Source organism: Pseudomonas sp. NFACC39-1, from assembly GCF_900110355.1.
Classification (GTDB): domain Bacteria; phylum Pseudomonadota; class Gammaproteobacteria; order Pseudomonadales; family Pseudomonadaceae; genus Aquipseudomonas; species Aquipseudomonas tehranensis.
The window spans coordinates 260,238-275,036 of the sequence record NZ_FODL01000002.1; the positions used below are offsets into that span (position 1 = coordinate 260,238).

Consider the following 14,799-nt stretch of genomic DNA (forward strand, 5'->3'; position numbering starts at 1 on the left):
TGGAGGACATGCAAAAACGCCCGGCCTGAGAAGGTCGGGCGTTTTTGTTTGGAAGCAGAAAAGATCGCAGCCTTCGGCAGCTCCTACAGGGGATCGTCTAGCACCTGTAGGAGCTGCCGAAGGCTGCGATCTTTTGATCTTAATGCTCTTCCAGGTAGCGCAACGCCAGTTGCTCGGTCGCAACCTTTGCCGCCAGCGGCAGGTGCGGGGCCACCAGCATCATGACCTGATAGACCACCAATCGAACTTCACCCTCGCGGTCGAGGATGCGCTGATAGTCCAGCGAGAACAGTAAGGTCATGGTGATCTGTTCCACCAGTTGCCCCAATGCCTGGGTGTCGCTGACCAGCATCCCCTGGGCTTTGAGTTGCGCGAGCAGCGAGGCCAGGGTGCGTTTCAGGGCGTTGAGCAACTGGCGGATGCCCTTGGCCAGTTTTGGCAGGCGTCCGGCCAGGTTCGACAGGTCCTGAAACAGAAACCGGTATTGAGCCAGCCGTTCGACGATCAGGTGCAGGAACAGCCAATAATCTTCCGGCGCCAGTTGTACATCTGCCGGTGGGTCCAGCAGCGGTGCCAGTTCGCCCTGGAAGCGCTCGAACAATCCGAGGATCAGGGGCTCCTTGCCATGAAAGTGGTAATAGAGATTGCCTGGGCTGATGCCTATTTCGTTGGCGATTTCCATGGTGGAAACGTTCGGTTCGCCCTTCTCATTGAACAACTGCAGGGCGCATTCAAGAATGCGGTCGCGGGTCTTCATCCGGTCTTCTTAGTGATGGAAATCGTGCCACGGCCCAGTGCCTGGCCGTGGAGTGAACGTTCAGCGCACGCGCACATAGGTTCCCGGCGCCGCGTCCAGGGGCGGGTAGTTTGCGTTGCCCAGGGTCATCTGTGTTTCGCGTTGAGCGCCGGAGCGTTCCTGGACCCAACTCAGCCACGGGGCCCACCAACTGCCCTCGACGTGCTTGGCGTCGTAATACCAGGCTCGTGGGTCGCTGCTCAGTTTCGGGTTTTCAACGTAATTGGCCTTAGGGTTGCCCGGCGGGTTGAGAATGCTCTGGACGTGGCCGCTGTTGGACAGCACGAAGCGTCGTTCACCCCCGAGCAACAGCGTTGAGCGATAGACCGCATCCCATGGCGTGATGTGGTCATTGATGCCCGCCACGCTGAAGCTGTCGACCGTCACTTTGCGCAGGTCGATCGGCGTACCGCAGACTTCCAGGCCGCCGGGGTGGGTCAGGGGGTTGTGCTTGAAAAAGTCCAGCAGGTCGCCGTGGAAAGCTGCCGGCAGTCGGGTGCAGTCGTTGTTCCAGTAGAGGATGTCGAACGCCGGCGGCTCCTTGCCCAGCAGGTAGTTATTGATGAAATAAGTCCAGATCAGGTCGTTGGGGCGCATCCAGGCAAACACCCGGGCCATGTCGCGACCATCGAGGATGCCTTTCTGGTAGGAACGGCGCTTGGCGGCTTCCAGAGTCTGTTCGTCCGTGAACAGCGTGGCGGGGCTGTCTATCTGGCTGTCCATCAGGCTCACCAGGTACGTGGCGCTGGCGACCCGGCGCAGTTGGCGCTTGGCCTGCAGATGGCCTTGCAGGGCCGCGATGGTCATGCCGCCGGCGCAGGCCCCCATCAGGTTGACCTCACGGGCGCCGGTGATCGCCCGGCAGACGTTCATGGCTTCTTCCGTCGCCTCGACATAGCTGGACAGGCCCCATTCGCGGTGACGCACGTCGGGGTTGCGCCAACTGATGATGAACACCTGCAAACCGTTTTTCAGGGCGTACTGGACGAAGCTGTTGGAGGGGCTCAGGTCGAAGATGTAGAACTTGTTGATCTGCGGCGGCACGATCAGCAACGGCTTGGCATATTGCTTTTCGCTCATGGATTTGTACTGGATCAGCTCCAGCATTTCGTTGCGAAACACCACTGCACCCGGTGTGGTCGCCAGGGTCTTGCCGACCTCGAAGGCATGGGGTGTGACTTGCCGCGGCAACCCGTCGTTGTGCAGCAGGTCGTCCACCAGGTGGCTGATGCCCCGAAGCAGGCTGGTACCGCCGGAGTTGAACAGCTCTTTGACCGCCAGTGGGTTGAGCAAGGTATTGGAAGGCGATACGGCGTCGTTGAGCAGGGCGAAAGCGAAGTGTGCCCTGGCACGGTCATCCGGACTCATGTCGCATTCGTCAATCCAGCTCCTCATCTGTTTCTGCCAGCTCAGGTAGGCCTGCAGGCTACGACGATAGAACGGATTGAGCTCCCAGGTGGGATCGGCGAAGCGCTTGTCGTTGGGGTTGGTGGGGTGCAGGGTTTCCCCTAGCAACACGCGGCCCAACTGGCTGCCCAGTTTCAACGCATGCCGGGCGCTGTGCACCGGATTGCGCAAGCCGTGTGCGGCTACGCTGCGCAGGGTGGAAAGCAGGTCCCTGCCCCGCAGGCCGGTGACCGCACTTTGTGCGTTGATGAAGTTGGCAGGGGCGGGCATGGAACCCTTCGCCGGTTTGTCGCGCATGAGTCAACTCCTTCGTCATCAGGCTAAAAACAAACACACCGAACCAGACAACATAGTCGCTGTTTCGGGTAGTTGCGCGATCCGGCGTCCTGCCAGGCGCTTTTGGGCGGTGTCAGCCGCCACCCAGCGGCGCGGGATGCGGGTGCATGACCGCGCGCTGACGTTCTTCCTCCAGAAACTTCATGATGATCGGCGCCACCGCCTCGGCCCGGGTGATCAGGAACAGATGGCCGTCGTCGATGATGTGCAACTGGGCGTTGGGGATGCGCCAGGCCAGCATGCGCATGTTGATCAACGGGATCAGTGGATCGTCGTCGCCGGCCAGCACCAGGGTCGGCTGGTGGATCTTGTGCAGCCAGTGGATGCTGGTCCAGCCCAGGCCGGCGAACAGTTGCCAGTAATAACCCAGCTTGCCAGCCGAACGCACCTTGGCCGCATGACTGGCCGCCAGGCTGGGGTCGCGGCGGAACGAGCCGCCGTAGATCAGCGGGGCGATACGCATCACGTGGGACGGCTGCACGTAGCGTCGGGGGCTTGCCATCATCCACAGCACTTTCGGTTTGCCCGGCACCATCACCGCGCCAGCGGCGGTGGCCGCCAGCACCAGCTTTTTGCAGCGCTCAGGGTAGTCATGGGCAAATTGCTGGGCCAGGGCGCCGCCCCAGGACACGCCGATCACGTTGACCTGCCCGTAATCGAGGTAATCGAGCATCCGCGCGGTGAGTTTTGCCAGACCGGGAAAGCGATAAGGCCGGCTGGGCGTCGACGAGCCACCGACGCCGGGAACGTCAAAGGCGATGACTTCCAGGTCCGGGTCCAGGGCCTGGATGAACGGGAATACCAGCTCAAGGTTGGCGCCGATGCCGTTGAAAATCAGCAGCGGCGTCAAATGAGGCTTGCCGGGGCGTACCGCGGTGCGCAAGGTCTGGCCATCCAGATCGACGGTACGGAAGATGTACGGTTGCGGCATGCTTCAAGCCCTGGGGTTCATGTCTCGGTTTACCTGGGTTCGGTCTGTCAGACCGAGTCGCGGCCTTCGCGAGCAAGCCCGCTTCCACATTGGATCGATTGCGAACCTGAAACTCACGTTCACAACTGAACCCCATGTGGGAGCGGGCTTGCTCGCGAAGACGGCCTTACATCCAATATTAATGTCGGCTGCCAGAGTGCTTTCGTGAGCAAGCCCACCCCCGCAGCAGACGAACTGCCCCCCTTACCGCTCATGCACATACGTGCCGGGCGCCGCCTCACCGGCCGGATAGGCCTTGTTGCCAAGGACGGTCGGGGCCTTTTTCAGTTTGCCCGAGCGCTCTGCCTGCCACGCCTGCCAATGCAGCCACCAGGAATCGGTGTGCTTGGTGGAGTTTTCCTGCCAGTCCTCGGCCTTGGCCGGCATGTCCTCGCTGGTCATGTAGCGCGACTTGGGGTTACCCGGCGGGTTGAGGATACTTTGGATGTGACCGCTGCTCGACAACACGAACTCCACCTTGCCGCCAAACAGCTGCGCGGATTTGTAGCAGGACTTCCAGGGGGTAATGTGATCGTTGGTTCCGGCCAGGGAGAAGATGTCGGCGGTGACCTGCTTGAGGTCGATCGGTGTTCCGCACACTTCCAGTGCATTGGGCCGGATCAGCGGGTTGTTCTTGAACATCTCGATGAGGTCGCCGTGGAACGCCGCCGGTAGCCGGGTGGTGTCGTTGTTCCAGAACAGGATGTCGAACACTGGCGGCTCGTTGCCCAGCAGATAGTTGTTGACCCAGTAGTTCCAGATCAGGTCGTTGGGGCGCATCCAGGCGAAGACCTTGGCCATGTCGCGACCTTCAAGCACGCCGGCCTGGTAGGAGTGACGTTTGGCAGCCTCCAGGGTCTGCTCGTCGACGAACAGCGCTACGTCGGTGTCCAGGGTGGTGTCGAGCACGCTCACCAGCAGGGTCAGGGCATTGACCTTTTTCTCACCCAGGGCGGCGTAGTGCCCCAGCAGCGCGGTGCAGGTGATGCCGCCCGAGCAGGCACCGAGCATGTTCACATCCTTGCTGCCGGTGATGGCCGTGACCACGTCCACCGCTTCCTTGAGCGCCTCAATGTAGGTCGACAGGCCCCACTCGCGCTGCTCCTTGGTGGGGTTGCGCCAGCTGACAATGAACGTCTGCACATTGCTGCGCAGGCAGAAGCGCGCCAGGCTCTTGTCCGGGCTCAGGTCGAAGACGTAGAACTTGTTGATCTGCGGCGGCACCACCAGCAGTGGGCGCTCGTGAACCTGTTCGGTGATGGGTCGGTACTGGATCAACTCCAGCACGTCGTTGCGAAACACCACAGCGCCTTCCGTCACGCCCAGGCTCTTGCCGACTTCGAAGGCGCCCATGTCGACCTGGCTCGGCATCCCGCCGTTGTTCACCAGGTCCTTGGCCAGATGGGAAAGGCCATCCAGCAGGCTCTTGCCGCCGGTTTCGAAAAAGCGTTTGACCGCCGCCGGGTTGGCTGCCGAATTGGTCGGGGCCATGGCTTCGGTCATCAGGTTGATCACGAAATGACCGCGACTGATGTCCTGGGGCGAGAGGCTGCTGTCGTCGATCCAGGCGTGCAGCTCCTTGCGCCACGCCAGGTAGGTTTGCAGATAGCGTTTGTAGAGCGGGTTCTGGCTCCAGGCCGGGTCATTGAAGCGGCGGTCATCGCCCGCAGGTTGCAGCTCGGATCTGCCGAACAGGACGTTCTTGAGTTCGACGCCGAAATGGGCGACGTGCTTGACGCTGTGCAGCGGTTGTTTGATGGCCTGGGTCAGCACCATTCGGGCAGAGGCCAGCAGATCTTTTCTGCGCAAGCCGACGACAGGATTCAACCCCAGGGTATTTTCCGAGGCCTGGTACTTCAGGTCATCGTTGTTCTTGTTGCTCATCTACGACGCTCCATTGTCCTTCAGACGAGTACCTGGGCCATGCCAGAAAGCCCACGGCCAATGCCAGGTACGCTGCTCGGGTTACCGTTGATTCCGCATCGAGGCAATGAGGAAACGTGTGCAAGGAACTCGGCGATTCCTTTGCAGGGAACTTGCCAGCTCCATTGGTTACCCGAGTTTAATTTTTTTCGCAAGCAGGCCAGTCATTGACGTTGCCGCGGGGGCATTCAAGCAGATGAGTCTAGAAAATTCGCCCTAAAGCGCCAGCCCTTGAGTTAGAGCATCAGCTTGACGACCGACTCGTTCGGGTCGCGGGTTTTTCCGGCCGCCTTGAGTTCGGCAAGATAATCGTTCCACAGGTCCTCCTGGCGTACCGCCAGTTGGTACAGATAGTCCCAAGTGAACAGTCCGCTGTCGTGGCCATCGTCGAAGGTCAATTTCAGTGCGTACTGGCCGGCCGGTTCGACCTTGGTCAGGCCGACGCCGAGCTTTCCATGTTGCAGGATCGGTTTGCCGTGGCCCTGGACCTCGGCGGACGGCGAGTGCACCCGCAGGAATTCGGCGGGCAGGTGATATTCCTCGTCCGGCGCGTATTTGAGCGTCAGGGTCTTGGAGGCTTTGTGCAGGTTGATGGCGCTGGGGAGTTTGGTCATGGGGTTGTCAGTCTCTTGCAGCCTTGCGTGAACGATATGTGGCGAGGGAGCTTGCTTCCGCTGGATTCTGTAGGAGCTGTCGAGCGAAGCGAGGCTGCGATCTTTCCGCTGCCAATTGAGTCGAGAGCAAAAGGCCAAGATTAAAAGATCGCAGGCTTCGCCAGCTCCTACAGAGCCCAGCGGGAGCAAGCTCCCTCGCCACAGGAGCCCACTCACATAGCGTGTGGCTTACAGGATATACCGCGACAGGTCTTCGTTCTCTGCCAGTTCACCCAGGTGGCTGTTGACGTACTCGGCATCGATGAGGATCGGTGCTTCGTTGTGGGCGCTGGCCAGGTCGCCGGCGCTGAACGACACCTCTTCGAGCAGGCGTTCGAGCAGCGTGTGCAGGCGACGGGCACCGATGTTCTCGGTCTTCTCGTTGACCTGCCAGGCGATCTGCGCCAGGCGCTTGATGCCCTCTGGGGCGAACTCGATGTTCAGCCCTTCGGTCTTGAGCAGGGCGCAATACTGTTCGGTCAGGGACGCGTGGGGTTCGCTCAGGATGCGTTCGAAGTCTTCCGGCGTCAGAGCCTTGAGCTCGACACGGATCGGCAGGCGACCCTGCAGCTCGGGCACCAGGTCGCTGGGTTTGCTCAGGTGGAACGCACCGGAGGCGATGAACAGGATGTGGTCGGTCTTGACCATGCCCAGCTTGGTGTTGACCGTGCAGCCTTCGATCAGCGGCAGCAGGTCGCGTTGCACGCCTTCGCGGGACACATCGGCGCCGCCGACATTGCCGCGCTTGGCGACCTTGTCGATTTCGTCGATGAACACAATGCCGTGCTGCTCGACGGCCTCCAGGGCCTTGGCCTTCAACTCTTCTTCGTTGACCAGGCGGCTGGCTTCTTCATCGCGAACCAGCTTCAGCGCTTCCTTGACCTTGAGCTTGCGGTTTTTCTTTTTGCCCTTGCCCATATTGGCGAACAAGCTTTGCAACTGGTTGGTCATTTCTTCCATGCCGGGCGGTGCGGAGATGTCGACGCCGGCCATTTCGGCCACTTCGATCTCGATTTCCTTGTCGTCCAGCTGGCCTTCGCGCAGGCGCTTGCGGAACAGCTGGCGGGTGTTGGAATCCTGGGTCGCAGCAGACTCAGCGTTGAAGCCCATGCGCGCCGGCGGCAGCAGTGCGTCGAGGATGCGCTCTTCGGCGGCATCTTCGGCACGGTGGCGGACCTTGGTGATTTCCTGTTCGCGCAGCAGCTTGATGGCGGCATCGGCCAGGTCACGGATGATCGACTCGACGTCGCGACCGACATAACCGACTTCGGTGAACTTGGTGGCTTCGACCTTGATGAACGGCGCGTTGGCCAGTTTGGCCAGGCGCCGGGCGATCTCGGTTTTACCGACACCCGTCGGGCCGATCATCAGGATGTTCTTGGGGGTCACTTCGACGCGCAGCTCTTCAGGCAGCTGCATCCGACGCCAGCGGTTACGCAGGGCGATGGCGACGGCGCGCTTGGCATCGTCCTGGCCGATGATATGACGGTTGAGTTCGTGGACGATTTCGCGGGGAGTCATGGACATAATTATTGGCGGTCCTCAAGCAAGAATAAGCTGTGGCTTATTCCGCGAGATCCTGCTCCTCAATGGTTTGGGTGTGGTTGGTGAAGACACAGATGTCGCCGGCGATGCCCAGGGCGGTCTCGACGATTTCGCGGGCCGACAGATCGGTCTTTTTCAACAGAGCGCTGGCCGCGGCCTGGGCGTAGGCGCCGCCGGAACCCATGGCGATCAGGCCGTCCTCGGGCTCAACGACATCACCGTTACCGGTGATGATCAGCGAGGCGTCCTTGTTGGCGACCGCGAGCATGGCTTCGAGGCGACTCAGGGAACGGTCGGTGCGCCATTCCTTGGCCAGTTCCACGGCGGCACGCACCAGGTGGCCCTGATGTTTCTCAAGCTGGCCTTCGAAACGCTCGAACAGGGTGAACGCATCGGCAGTGGCCCCGGCGAAGCCGGCAATGACTTGGCCGTGGTACAGGCGGCGGACTTTCTTCGCGTTGCCTTTCATCACGGTGTTGCCCAGTGAAACCTGGCCGTCGCCGCCCATGACGACTTTGCCATGACGGCGGACTGAAACGATGGTGGTCAAGGGAAGAGTCTCCACGCAGCGGGGCGAAAATGCCCGGATGGAACTCATATGGGGGTGGCGTGGTTTTTTTCAACTGCGGGGTGGGAGAGGGGACGAGTGGTGCGAGGCGCGTAGGAGCTGTCGAGCGGAGCGAGGCTGCGATCTTTTGATCTTTCGCTTGAGACTCAATTGTCTGGGGAAAGATCAAAAGATCGCAGCCTCGCTTCGCTCGACAGCTCCTACAGGCCCAGCGGGAGCAAGCGCCCTCGCCACAAAAGCCCCACAGCCACAGGTGTTCTTGACGAGATCAGCGATTCTGGCGCTGTTGTAACAACAGGTTGCTGAAACCGCTGCCGGCCAGTTGTTTTTGGGCCTTGGTCAGTTCTTCGCGGTTGCTGAACGGGCCGACCAGCACCCGATACCAGGTTTCTTCCTTCACCGTGCCGGACTCCACCGCCACGGACTGGCCCAGCAGAATGATCTGCGCCCGTACCTTGTCGGCGTCGGCTTCCTTGCGGAACGAGCCGGCCTGCAGGAAGAACTTCGTCACCGGCGCGGCTTTCTGTACAGGCGGTGCCGGCGGCGGCGTGATGCCGGCCAGGGCTGCCTGAGCGCGAGCGGTGTCGATCTTCGCCGCTTCGGCCGGAGTGACCGGCGTGGTGGGGACCTGTGGCGTCGGCAGGGTTTTCTCCGGCACGGCATCGGGCGGCACGATGACTTCCGATTCCGGCAGCAGGGTGTAGAAGTCGTACTTGGGCTTGACCGGTTGCGTCGGGCTCGGCGGGGTCTTGTTGGCCTCGGCGATGCGCGTGGCTTTCTGTTGCTCTTGGCGCACGCGCTTGACGTCATCGCCCTGGCCCGGCTCCAGTTTCATCAGAAACACAATGAAAGCGCCGACGGTCAGGCCGATAGCCATCCACAACCAGCCGGGAATCGGCTGTTTGGCTGGGGGCTGGTAACGACTGGCGCCGCGTTTGGGTGCAGGTTTTTTCTTGGCGGCCAACTTACATGCGCTCCAGCGTTTCCAGGCCCAGCAGTTCCAGGCCTTGCTTGAGGGTGCGCCCGGTCAGTGCGGCGAGGCGCAGGCGGCTCTGCATTTGCTCTGGCGTTTGTGCGTTGAGGATCGGGCAGTTCTCGTAGAAGCTGGAGAACAGACCGGCCACATCGTACAGGTACGCGCACAGGGTGTGGGGGGTGCCTTTGTCAGCGACGTTGTTCAACACTTCGCCGAACTGCGCCAGTTTCGCCGCCAGCTCGTGTTCTTGAGCGGCTTCAAGGACGATCTGCCCGTCCACCTCATCGAAACCCTTGCCGAGTTTGCGGAACACCCCGGCCACGCGGGTGTAGGCGTACAACAGGTACGGCGCGGTGTTTCCCTCGAAATTGAGCATCAGGTCGAAGTTGAAGCTGTAGTCGCTGGTGCGGTGCTTGGACAGGTCGGCGTATTTCACCGCGTCGATACCCACGACCTTGGCGATCTGGCGCAGTTCGTCTTCGGCCAGGTCCGGGTTCTTGCCCTTGACCAGGGTGTAGGCGCGGTCCTGGGCTTCGCTCAGCAGGTCGATGAGCTTGACCGTGCCGCCGTCGCGGGTCTTGAACGGCCGGCCGTCGGCGCCGTTCATGGTGCCGAAGCCCATGTGCTCCATCTCCATCGGATGGGTCACGAAACCGGCCAGGCGCGCCACTTCGAACACTTGCTGGAAGTGCAGGGCCTGGCGCTGGTCGACAAAATACAGGACCCGGTCCGCCTTGAGCACGCGGTTGCGGTAGCGCACGGCCGCCAGGTCGGTGGTGGCGTAGAGGTAGCCGCCGTCAGCCTTGACGATGATCACCGGCAGCGGCTCGCCGTCAGCGGTCTTGAACTGCTCGAGGAACACGCACTGGGCGCCGTTGCTTTCCACCAGCATGCCCTTGGCCTTCAGGTCGTTGACCACGTTGATCAGGTCGTCGTTGTAGGCGCTTTCGCCCATCACGTCAGCCATGGTCAATTTGACGTTCAGCAACTCGTAGATTTTCTGGCAGTGGGACAGGGAGATGTCTTTGAACTTGGTCCACAGCGTCAGGCACTCGGCATCGCCGGCCTGCAGCTTGACCACCAGGCCGCGGGCGCGGTCAGCGAATTCGGGCGACTCGTCGAAGCGTTGCTTGGCGGCGCGGTAGAAGTTCTCCAGGTCCGACAGTTCGTCGCTGGTGACCGGGTTTTCCTGCAAATAGGCCATCAGCATGCCGAACTGGGTGCCCCAGTCGCCGACGTGGTTCTGGCGGATTACCGTGTCGCCGAGAAACTCCAGTACCCGTGCCACGCCGTCACCAATGATGGTCGAGCGCAGGTGGCCGACGTGCATTTCCTTGGCGAGGTTGGGGGCCGACAGGTCAACCACGGTGCGTTGCAACGGGCCGGCCTTGCGCACGCCGATACGTTCGTCAGCCAGGGCCGCGTCCAAACGGGAGGCCAAGGCCTGGGTGTTCTGGAAGAAGTTGATGAAACCTGGGCCGGCAATGTCAGCCTTGCTGACGTTTTCGTCAGCCGGCAGCGCGGCGATGATTTTTTCGGCCAGGTCCCGCGGTTTCATGCCGGCCGGCTTGGCGAGCATCATTGCGATGTTGCTGGCGAAGTCGCCGTGGGTCTTGTCACGGGTATTTTCGACCTGAATCGCCGGCGACAGGCCTTCTGGCAGCACACCTTCTGTGACGAGTTGGGCGATGGCTTGCTGGATGAGCTGGCGAATGGTGTCTTTCATGGTCTTCTCTTTCAACCGCAGGCGCGGCGGCGCTTCGATGCGCTGGTGGAAAAACTGGGCATTATCCGTGGCCCGGACGAGCTTGCCAACTGTAGCGGGTCGGTTGGGGATATGTGGTGAGTATTCGGGCGCCATCGCGAGCAGGCTCGCTCCCACAGGAAATTGCATTCAATGTGGGAGCGAGCCTGCTCGCGATGGCGATCTCACATTCAATACAAATCCACCGGATCCACATCCAGCGACCAGCGCACCGCCCGCCCGCTGGGCATCTGCTCCAGCGCCAGCAACCAGGCACTTAATAGCCGATGCAACGGGGCCCGGGCATTGGCCTGTAACAGCAGTTGAGCCCTATAACGCCCTGCCCGCCGTTCCATTGGAGCCGGCACCGGGCCCAAGAGTTCGATCCCGGTGAGGTTCTGTTGCCCCAGCAAGCGCTCGGCTTCGCTGCAGGCTTCGTCAAGGAATGCTTCGGCCTGCCCCGGCTTATGGGCTTCGGCCCGCAACAGCGCCAGGTGAGCAAACGGCGGCAGGCCGGCGCTGCGACGTTCGCTCAAGGCCTGCTCGGCGAAGGCGAAGTAACCTTGTTCGGTCAGCTGTATCAGCAGCGGATGGTCGGCCAGGTGGGTCTGGATAATGACCTTGCCCGGTTCCTCGGCCCTTCCGGCCCGGCCTGCGACCTGAACGATCAACTGCGCCATGCGCTCGCTGGCACGGAAGTCACCGGAGAACAGTCCGCCGTCGGCATCCAGGATCGACACCAGCGTGACCCGGGGAAAGTGATGCCCCTTGGCGAGCATCTGCGTACCCACCAGGATGCACGGCTGGCCTTTCTGAATCGTGGCGAACAACTGATTCATCGCGTCCTTGCGTGAAGTGCTGTCGCGATCGACTCGCAGTACCGGGTAATCGGGAAACAGGATGCCCAGCCGTTCTTCGGCGCGTTCGGTACCGGCCCCCACCGGGCGCAAGTCCACTTTGCCGCACTGCGGGCAGTGCCTCGGCACTCGTTCGGCATGGCCGCAATGATGGCAGCGCAGCTCGCCGTGGCGTTGGTGCACGGTCATGCGTGCGTCGCAGCGTTCGCAGCCCGACATCCAGCCGCAGTCATGGCACAGCAGGGTCGGGGCGAAACCCCGGCGGTTGAGGAACACCAAGACCTGTTGCCCGGCGGCCAGGGTCTGGCCGATGGCTTGTTGCATGGGCCCGGAAATGCCGCTGTCCAGCGGACGACTTTTCACATCCAGGCGCAGAAAGCGCGGCTGCTTGGCGCCGCCGGCCCGTTCGTTCAGGCGCAGGAGTCCGTAACGTCCGGTATAGGCGTTGTGCAGGCTTTCCAGGGACGGCGTGGCTGAACCCAGAACAATGGGAATGTTTTCCTGGCGCGCCCGCACCAGTGCCAGATCGCGGGCGTGGTAGCGCAGGCCTTCCTGCTGTTTATAAGAGCCGTCATGCTCTTCGTCGATGATGATCAGGCCGGGGTTTTTCATCGGTGTGAACAGGGCCGAACGAGTGCCGATGATGATGTCCGCCTCACCGTCCCGGGCGGCGAGCCAGGCTTCCAGGCGTTCACGGTCGTTGACCGCCGAATGCACCAGGGCGATTCGCGCGTTGAAGCGTTGTTCGAAGCGCGCCAGGGTCTGTGGCCCAAGGTTGATTTCCGGAATCAGCACCAGGGCCTGTTTGCCGGCTTCCAGGGTCTGGCGGATCAGTTGCAGATAGACCTCGGTCTTGCCGCTGCCGGTGACGCCGGCCAGCAAGAAGGCGTGATAGCTGTCGAAACCGGCGCGAATCGCCTCGCAGGCGGCCCGCTGTTCGGTATTGAGCGGCAGTTCCGGCTGGGCCAGCCAATGCTCATGGCGAACACCCGGAGCGTGCCGGCGGATGTCTACCTGGACCAGGTCCTTGGCCAGCAGCAGGTCGAGGCTGTCCTTGCTGAGCATCAGTTTGCTCAATAGCTGATGGGCCACGCCGTGGGGATGCTGGGCCAGGGTCGCCAGGGCCTCACGCTGACGCGGGGCGCGGGCGATGCGCGGGTCGTCCAGCGAGGCGCCCGGCGTTACCGACCAGAACCGCTCCTGGCGTGCCTCGGCCGGTTCGCCCTGGCGCAACAATACCGGCAGCGCCCAGCTCAGGGTGTCGCCGAGGCTGTGTTGATAGTACTGGGAGGTCCACAGGCACAGCTTGAACAGCGAGGCCGGCAGCGGCGGCGTCGCATCGAGCAAGGCCAGGGCCGGCTTCAGCTTGTCGGCCGGGACTTCGCTGTGGTCGGCGACCTCCACCAGAATCCCGATCATCTCCCGTCGGCCGAACGGCACCCGCAGGCGCATGCCCGGATGCAACTGCTCACGCAGGACCCCGGCCGGGGCCCGGTAGTCGAACAGGCGGCGCAGAGGCGAAGGCAGGGCGAGGCGCAGGATGGCGTCGGGCACGCGGGAGGGTCTCGATAAATGGACAAGTTCAGAAACTTGAGCGCAGCCCTTGTGGGAGCGAGCCTGCTCGCGATGGCGGTGGATCAGCCGCATGAGTATTGGCTGACCCGCCGCCATCGCGAGCAGGCTCGCTCCCACAGGGATTGTGCTTGAGGGCGCGAGCCTAGCAGACGGTTGGTACAAGTCATAGCTTGCGTGATTGATGTTGTCTGGTAGAATCCGCGGCCTAATTACGTGCGGTATTCAACAATAGTGTTGGGTGGCGGCACGCTAGCCTGAGGAAAACACCATGAAAACCGATATCCATCCGGAATACCCAGCAATTGCCGTGACCTGCAGCTGCGGCAATAAGTTCGAAACTCGTTCGACCTACGGCAAAGCCCTGTCGATCGACGTTTGCAACGAATGCCACCCGTTCTACACCGGTAAGCAAAAGACTCTGGATACCGGCGGCCGCGTTCAGAAGTTCGCCGATCGTTTCGGTGCTTTTGGCGCTACCAAAAAAGCCTGAGGCTAATCATTTTGGATGGTCGTTTCGGCTGCTCCAGACTGATGAAGAAGGCGTCCCTTGCGGGCGCCTTTTTTGTGTCCGCGATTTGGCTGAGCGGCGCCCAGGCCTTCTGCCCGGCGCCATCTGATCTGGCCCAGGTGACGGTCCAGCGGGTGGTGGACGGCGATACCTTGCGCCTGGCTGATGGCCGTAGCGTGCGCATGATCGGTCTCAACAGTCCTGAACTGGGTCGTCGGGGGCGTTCCGATGAGCCGTTCGCCGTCGCTGCACGCCGGCGCCTTGAGGCATTGGTGGACGCCAGTGCGGGACGTGTGGGGTTGGTGCCTGGCAAGGAAGGCAAGGATCGCTACGGTCGCACGCTGGCCCATCTCTACAGCGCCGACGGTCGGAATCTGGAAGCGCAGTTGCTCGCCGAGGGCTTGGGATTTCAGGTGGTGGTCGCGCCGAATGTCGATCTGGCGCACTGCCAGCGCGCTGCCGAACGCCAGGCGCGGGAAGCGGGCGTCGGGGTGTGGAAGCGTTCGCCTGTGCTTGAGGCGCACAATATCAAGGCATCAGGCTTTGCCGTGCTCACTGGCCGCGTGATCGACGTCTCGCGCAATCGCGGCGGTATTTGGCTCCAGTTGGAGGGGCCGGTTGTATTGCGCGTTGCCCCCAATCTGGTGAGTCGCTTCGATATGGCGTCGCTCGAGAGACTTAAAGGCAAGCGGATCGAAGCGCGTGGCTGGGTGGTCGACCGTTCGCGTCGCGGTGGGCTTGAGCCGGGGCAGGCGCGCTGGTTATTGCCGTTGACCGATCCGGGGATGCTGAGTCGCGTGTCTCGATAAAAAATTGTAGACATTTAAGGGTCGGATTGTATGCATGTAGGCCTTGTGTTCTGCGGCTCTTGGCCCAAAGTCGTAGGGCGGTGCGCTTGACAGGGGTGACTGGTCAGTCTTGTAGGGACTTTACGAGGCGCG

General features: G+C 61.9%; 12 protein-coding genes. 2 read left to right on the forward strand and 10 right to left on the reverse strand.

What is annotated here, in order from left to right:
- Nucleotides 1–139: 139 nt before the first annotated feature.
- From BMY45_RS05530 to BMY45_RS05575, 10 genes are all read right to left on the reverse strand, one after another.
- Nucleotides 140–757 carry a TetR/AcrR family transcriptional regulator gene (locus BMY45_RS05530; protein WP_092395500.1) on the reverse strand — a complete coding sequence of 206 codons (618 nt, stop codon included), beginning with the start codon at nucleotides 755–757 and terminating at the stop codon, nucleotides 140–142.
- Nucleotides 758–817: 60 nt separating this feature from the next.
- The gene (phaC, locus tag BMY45_RS05535) at nucleotides 818–2,500 is read right to left on the reverse strand and encodes a class II poly(R)-hydroxyalkanoic acid synthase (protein WP_092395502.1); all 1,683 of its coding nucleotides are present in this window, start codon (nucleotides 2,498–2,500) and stop codon (nucleotides 818–820) included.
- 112 nt (nucleotides 2,501–2,612) lie between these two features.
- Entirely contained in the window at nucleotides 2,613–3,470 is an 858-nt protein-coding gene (phaZ, locus tag BMY45_RS05540) for a poly(3-hydroxyalkanoate) depolymerase (RefSeq protein WP_047225979.1), read from the reverse strand.
- Between the two features lie 243 nt (nucleotides 3,471–3,713).
- Nucleotides 3,714–5,393, reverse strand: coding sequence for a class II poly(R)-hydroxyalkanoic acid synthase (gene phaC, locus BMY45_RS05545; protein ID WP_092395504.1), 1,680 nt, complete (start codon nucleotides 5,391–5,393; stop codon nucleotides 3,714–3,716).
- Nucleotides 5,394–5,668: 275 nt separating this feature from the next.
- Entirely contained in the window at nucleotides 5,669–6,046 is a 378-nt protein-coding gene (locus tag BMY45_RS05550) for a gamma-butyrobetaine hydroxylase family protein (RefSeq protein ID WP_092395506.1), read from the reverse strand.
- A 228-nt stretch (nucleotides 6,047–6,274) separates the two neighbouring features.
- On the reverse strand, nucleotides 6,275–7,612 hold the full coding sequence (gene hslU / locus BMY45_RS05555; protein ID WP_092395508.1) for an ATP-dependent protease ATPase subunit HslU: 1,338 nt from the start codon (nucleotides 7,610–7,612) through the stop codon (nucleotides 6,275–6,277).
- 37 nt (nucleotides 7,613–7,649) lie between these two features.
- Nucleotides 7,650–8,180 (reverse strand): ATP-dependent protease subunit HslV, encoded by a 531-nt coding sequence (hslV, locus tag BMY45_RS05560; RefSeq protein ID WP_003186641.1) that lies wholly within the window; start codon nucleotides 8,178–8,180, stop codon nucleotides 7,650–7,652.
- Nucleotides 8,181–8,466: 286 nt separating this feature from the next.
- Nucleotides 8,467–9,162 (reverse strand): SPOR domain-containing protein, encoded by a 696-nt coding sequence (locus BMY45_RS05565; protein ID WP_092395510.1) that lies wholly within the window; start codon nucleotides 9,160–9,162, stop codon nucleotides 8,467–8,469.
- A gap of 1 nt (nucleotide 9,163) precedes the next feature.
- Nucleotides 9,164–10,900, reverse strand: a complete 1,737-nt coding sequence (gene argS / locus BMY45_RS05570; RefSeq protein ID WP_092395512.1) for an arginine--tRNA ligase — start codon at nucleotides 10,898–10,900, stop codon at nucleotides 9,164–9,166.
- A gap of 209 nt (nucleotides 10,901–11,109) precedes the next feature.
- Entirely contained in the window at nucleotides 11,110–13,329 is a 2,220-nt protein-coding gene (locus BMY45_RS05575; protein WP_092395514.1) for a primosomal protein N', read from the reverse strand.
- A gap of 289 nt (nucleotides 13,330–13,618) precedes the next feature.
- On the opposite strand from BMY45_RS05575, the gene rpmE reads away from it, so the two are divergent.
- Both rpmE and BMY45_RS05585 read left to right on the forward strand, forming a co-directional pair.
- A complete protein-coding gene (rpmE, locus tag BMY45_RS05580) occupies nucleotides 13,619–13,840 on the forward strand; it encodes a 50S ribosomal protein L31 (protein WP_092395516.1) in 222 nt (73 codons plus the stop codon).
- A gap of 41 nt (nucleotides 13,841–13,881) precedes the next feature.
- Nucleotides 13,882–14,667 (forward strand): thermonuclease family protein, encoded by a 786-nt coding sequence (locus BMY45_RS05585; protein ID WP_092395518.1) that lies wholly within the window; start codon nucleotides 13,882–13,884, stop codon nucleotides 14,665–14,667.
- The last annotated feature ends 132 nt before the right edge of the window (nucleotides 14,668–14,799 follow it).

Coding starts and splice junctions, on each gene's coding strand:
- hslU (WP_092395508.1), bottom strand. CDS start 7,612: ATGTCCATGACTCCCCGCGAAATCGTCCACGAACTCAACCGTCATATC.
- phaC (WP_092395504.1), bottom strand. CDS start 5,393: ATGAGCAACAAGAACAACGATGACCTGAAGTACCAGGCCTCGGAAAAT.
- phaZ (WP_047225979.1), bottom strand. CDS start 3,470: ATGCCGCAACCGTACATCTTCCGTACCGTCGATCTGGATGGCCAGACC.
- rpmE (WP_092395516.1), top strand. CDS start 13,619: ATGAAAACCGATATCCATCCGGAATACCCAGCAATTGCCGTGACCTGC.
- BMY45_RS05550 (WP_092395506.1), bottom strand. CDS start 6,046: ATGACCAAACTCCCCAGCGCCATCAACCTGCACAAAGCCTCCAAGACC.
- phaC (WP_092395502.1), bottom strand. CDS start 2,500: ATGCGCGACAAACCGGCGAAGGGTTCCATGCCCGCCCCTGCCAACTTC.
- BMY45_RS05585 (WP_092395518.1), top strand. CDS start 13,882: ATGAAGAAGGCGTCCCTTGCGGGCGCCTTTTTTGTGTCCGCGATTTGG.
- argS (WP_092395512.1), bottom strand. CDS start 10,900: ATGAAAGACACCATTCGCCAGCTCATCCAGCAAGCCATCGCCCAACTC.
- BMY45_RS05530 (WP_092395500.1), bottom strand. CDS start 757: ATGAAGACCCGCGACCGCATTCTTGAATGCGCCCTGCAGTTGTTCAAT.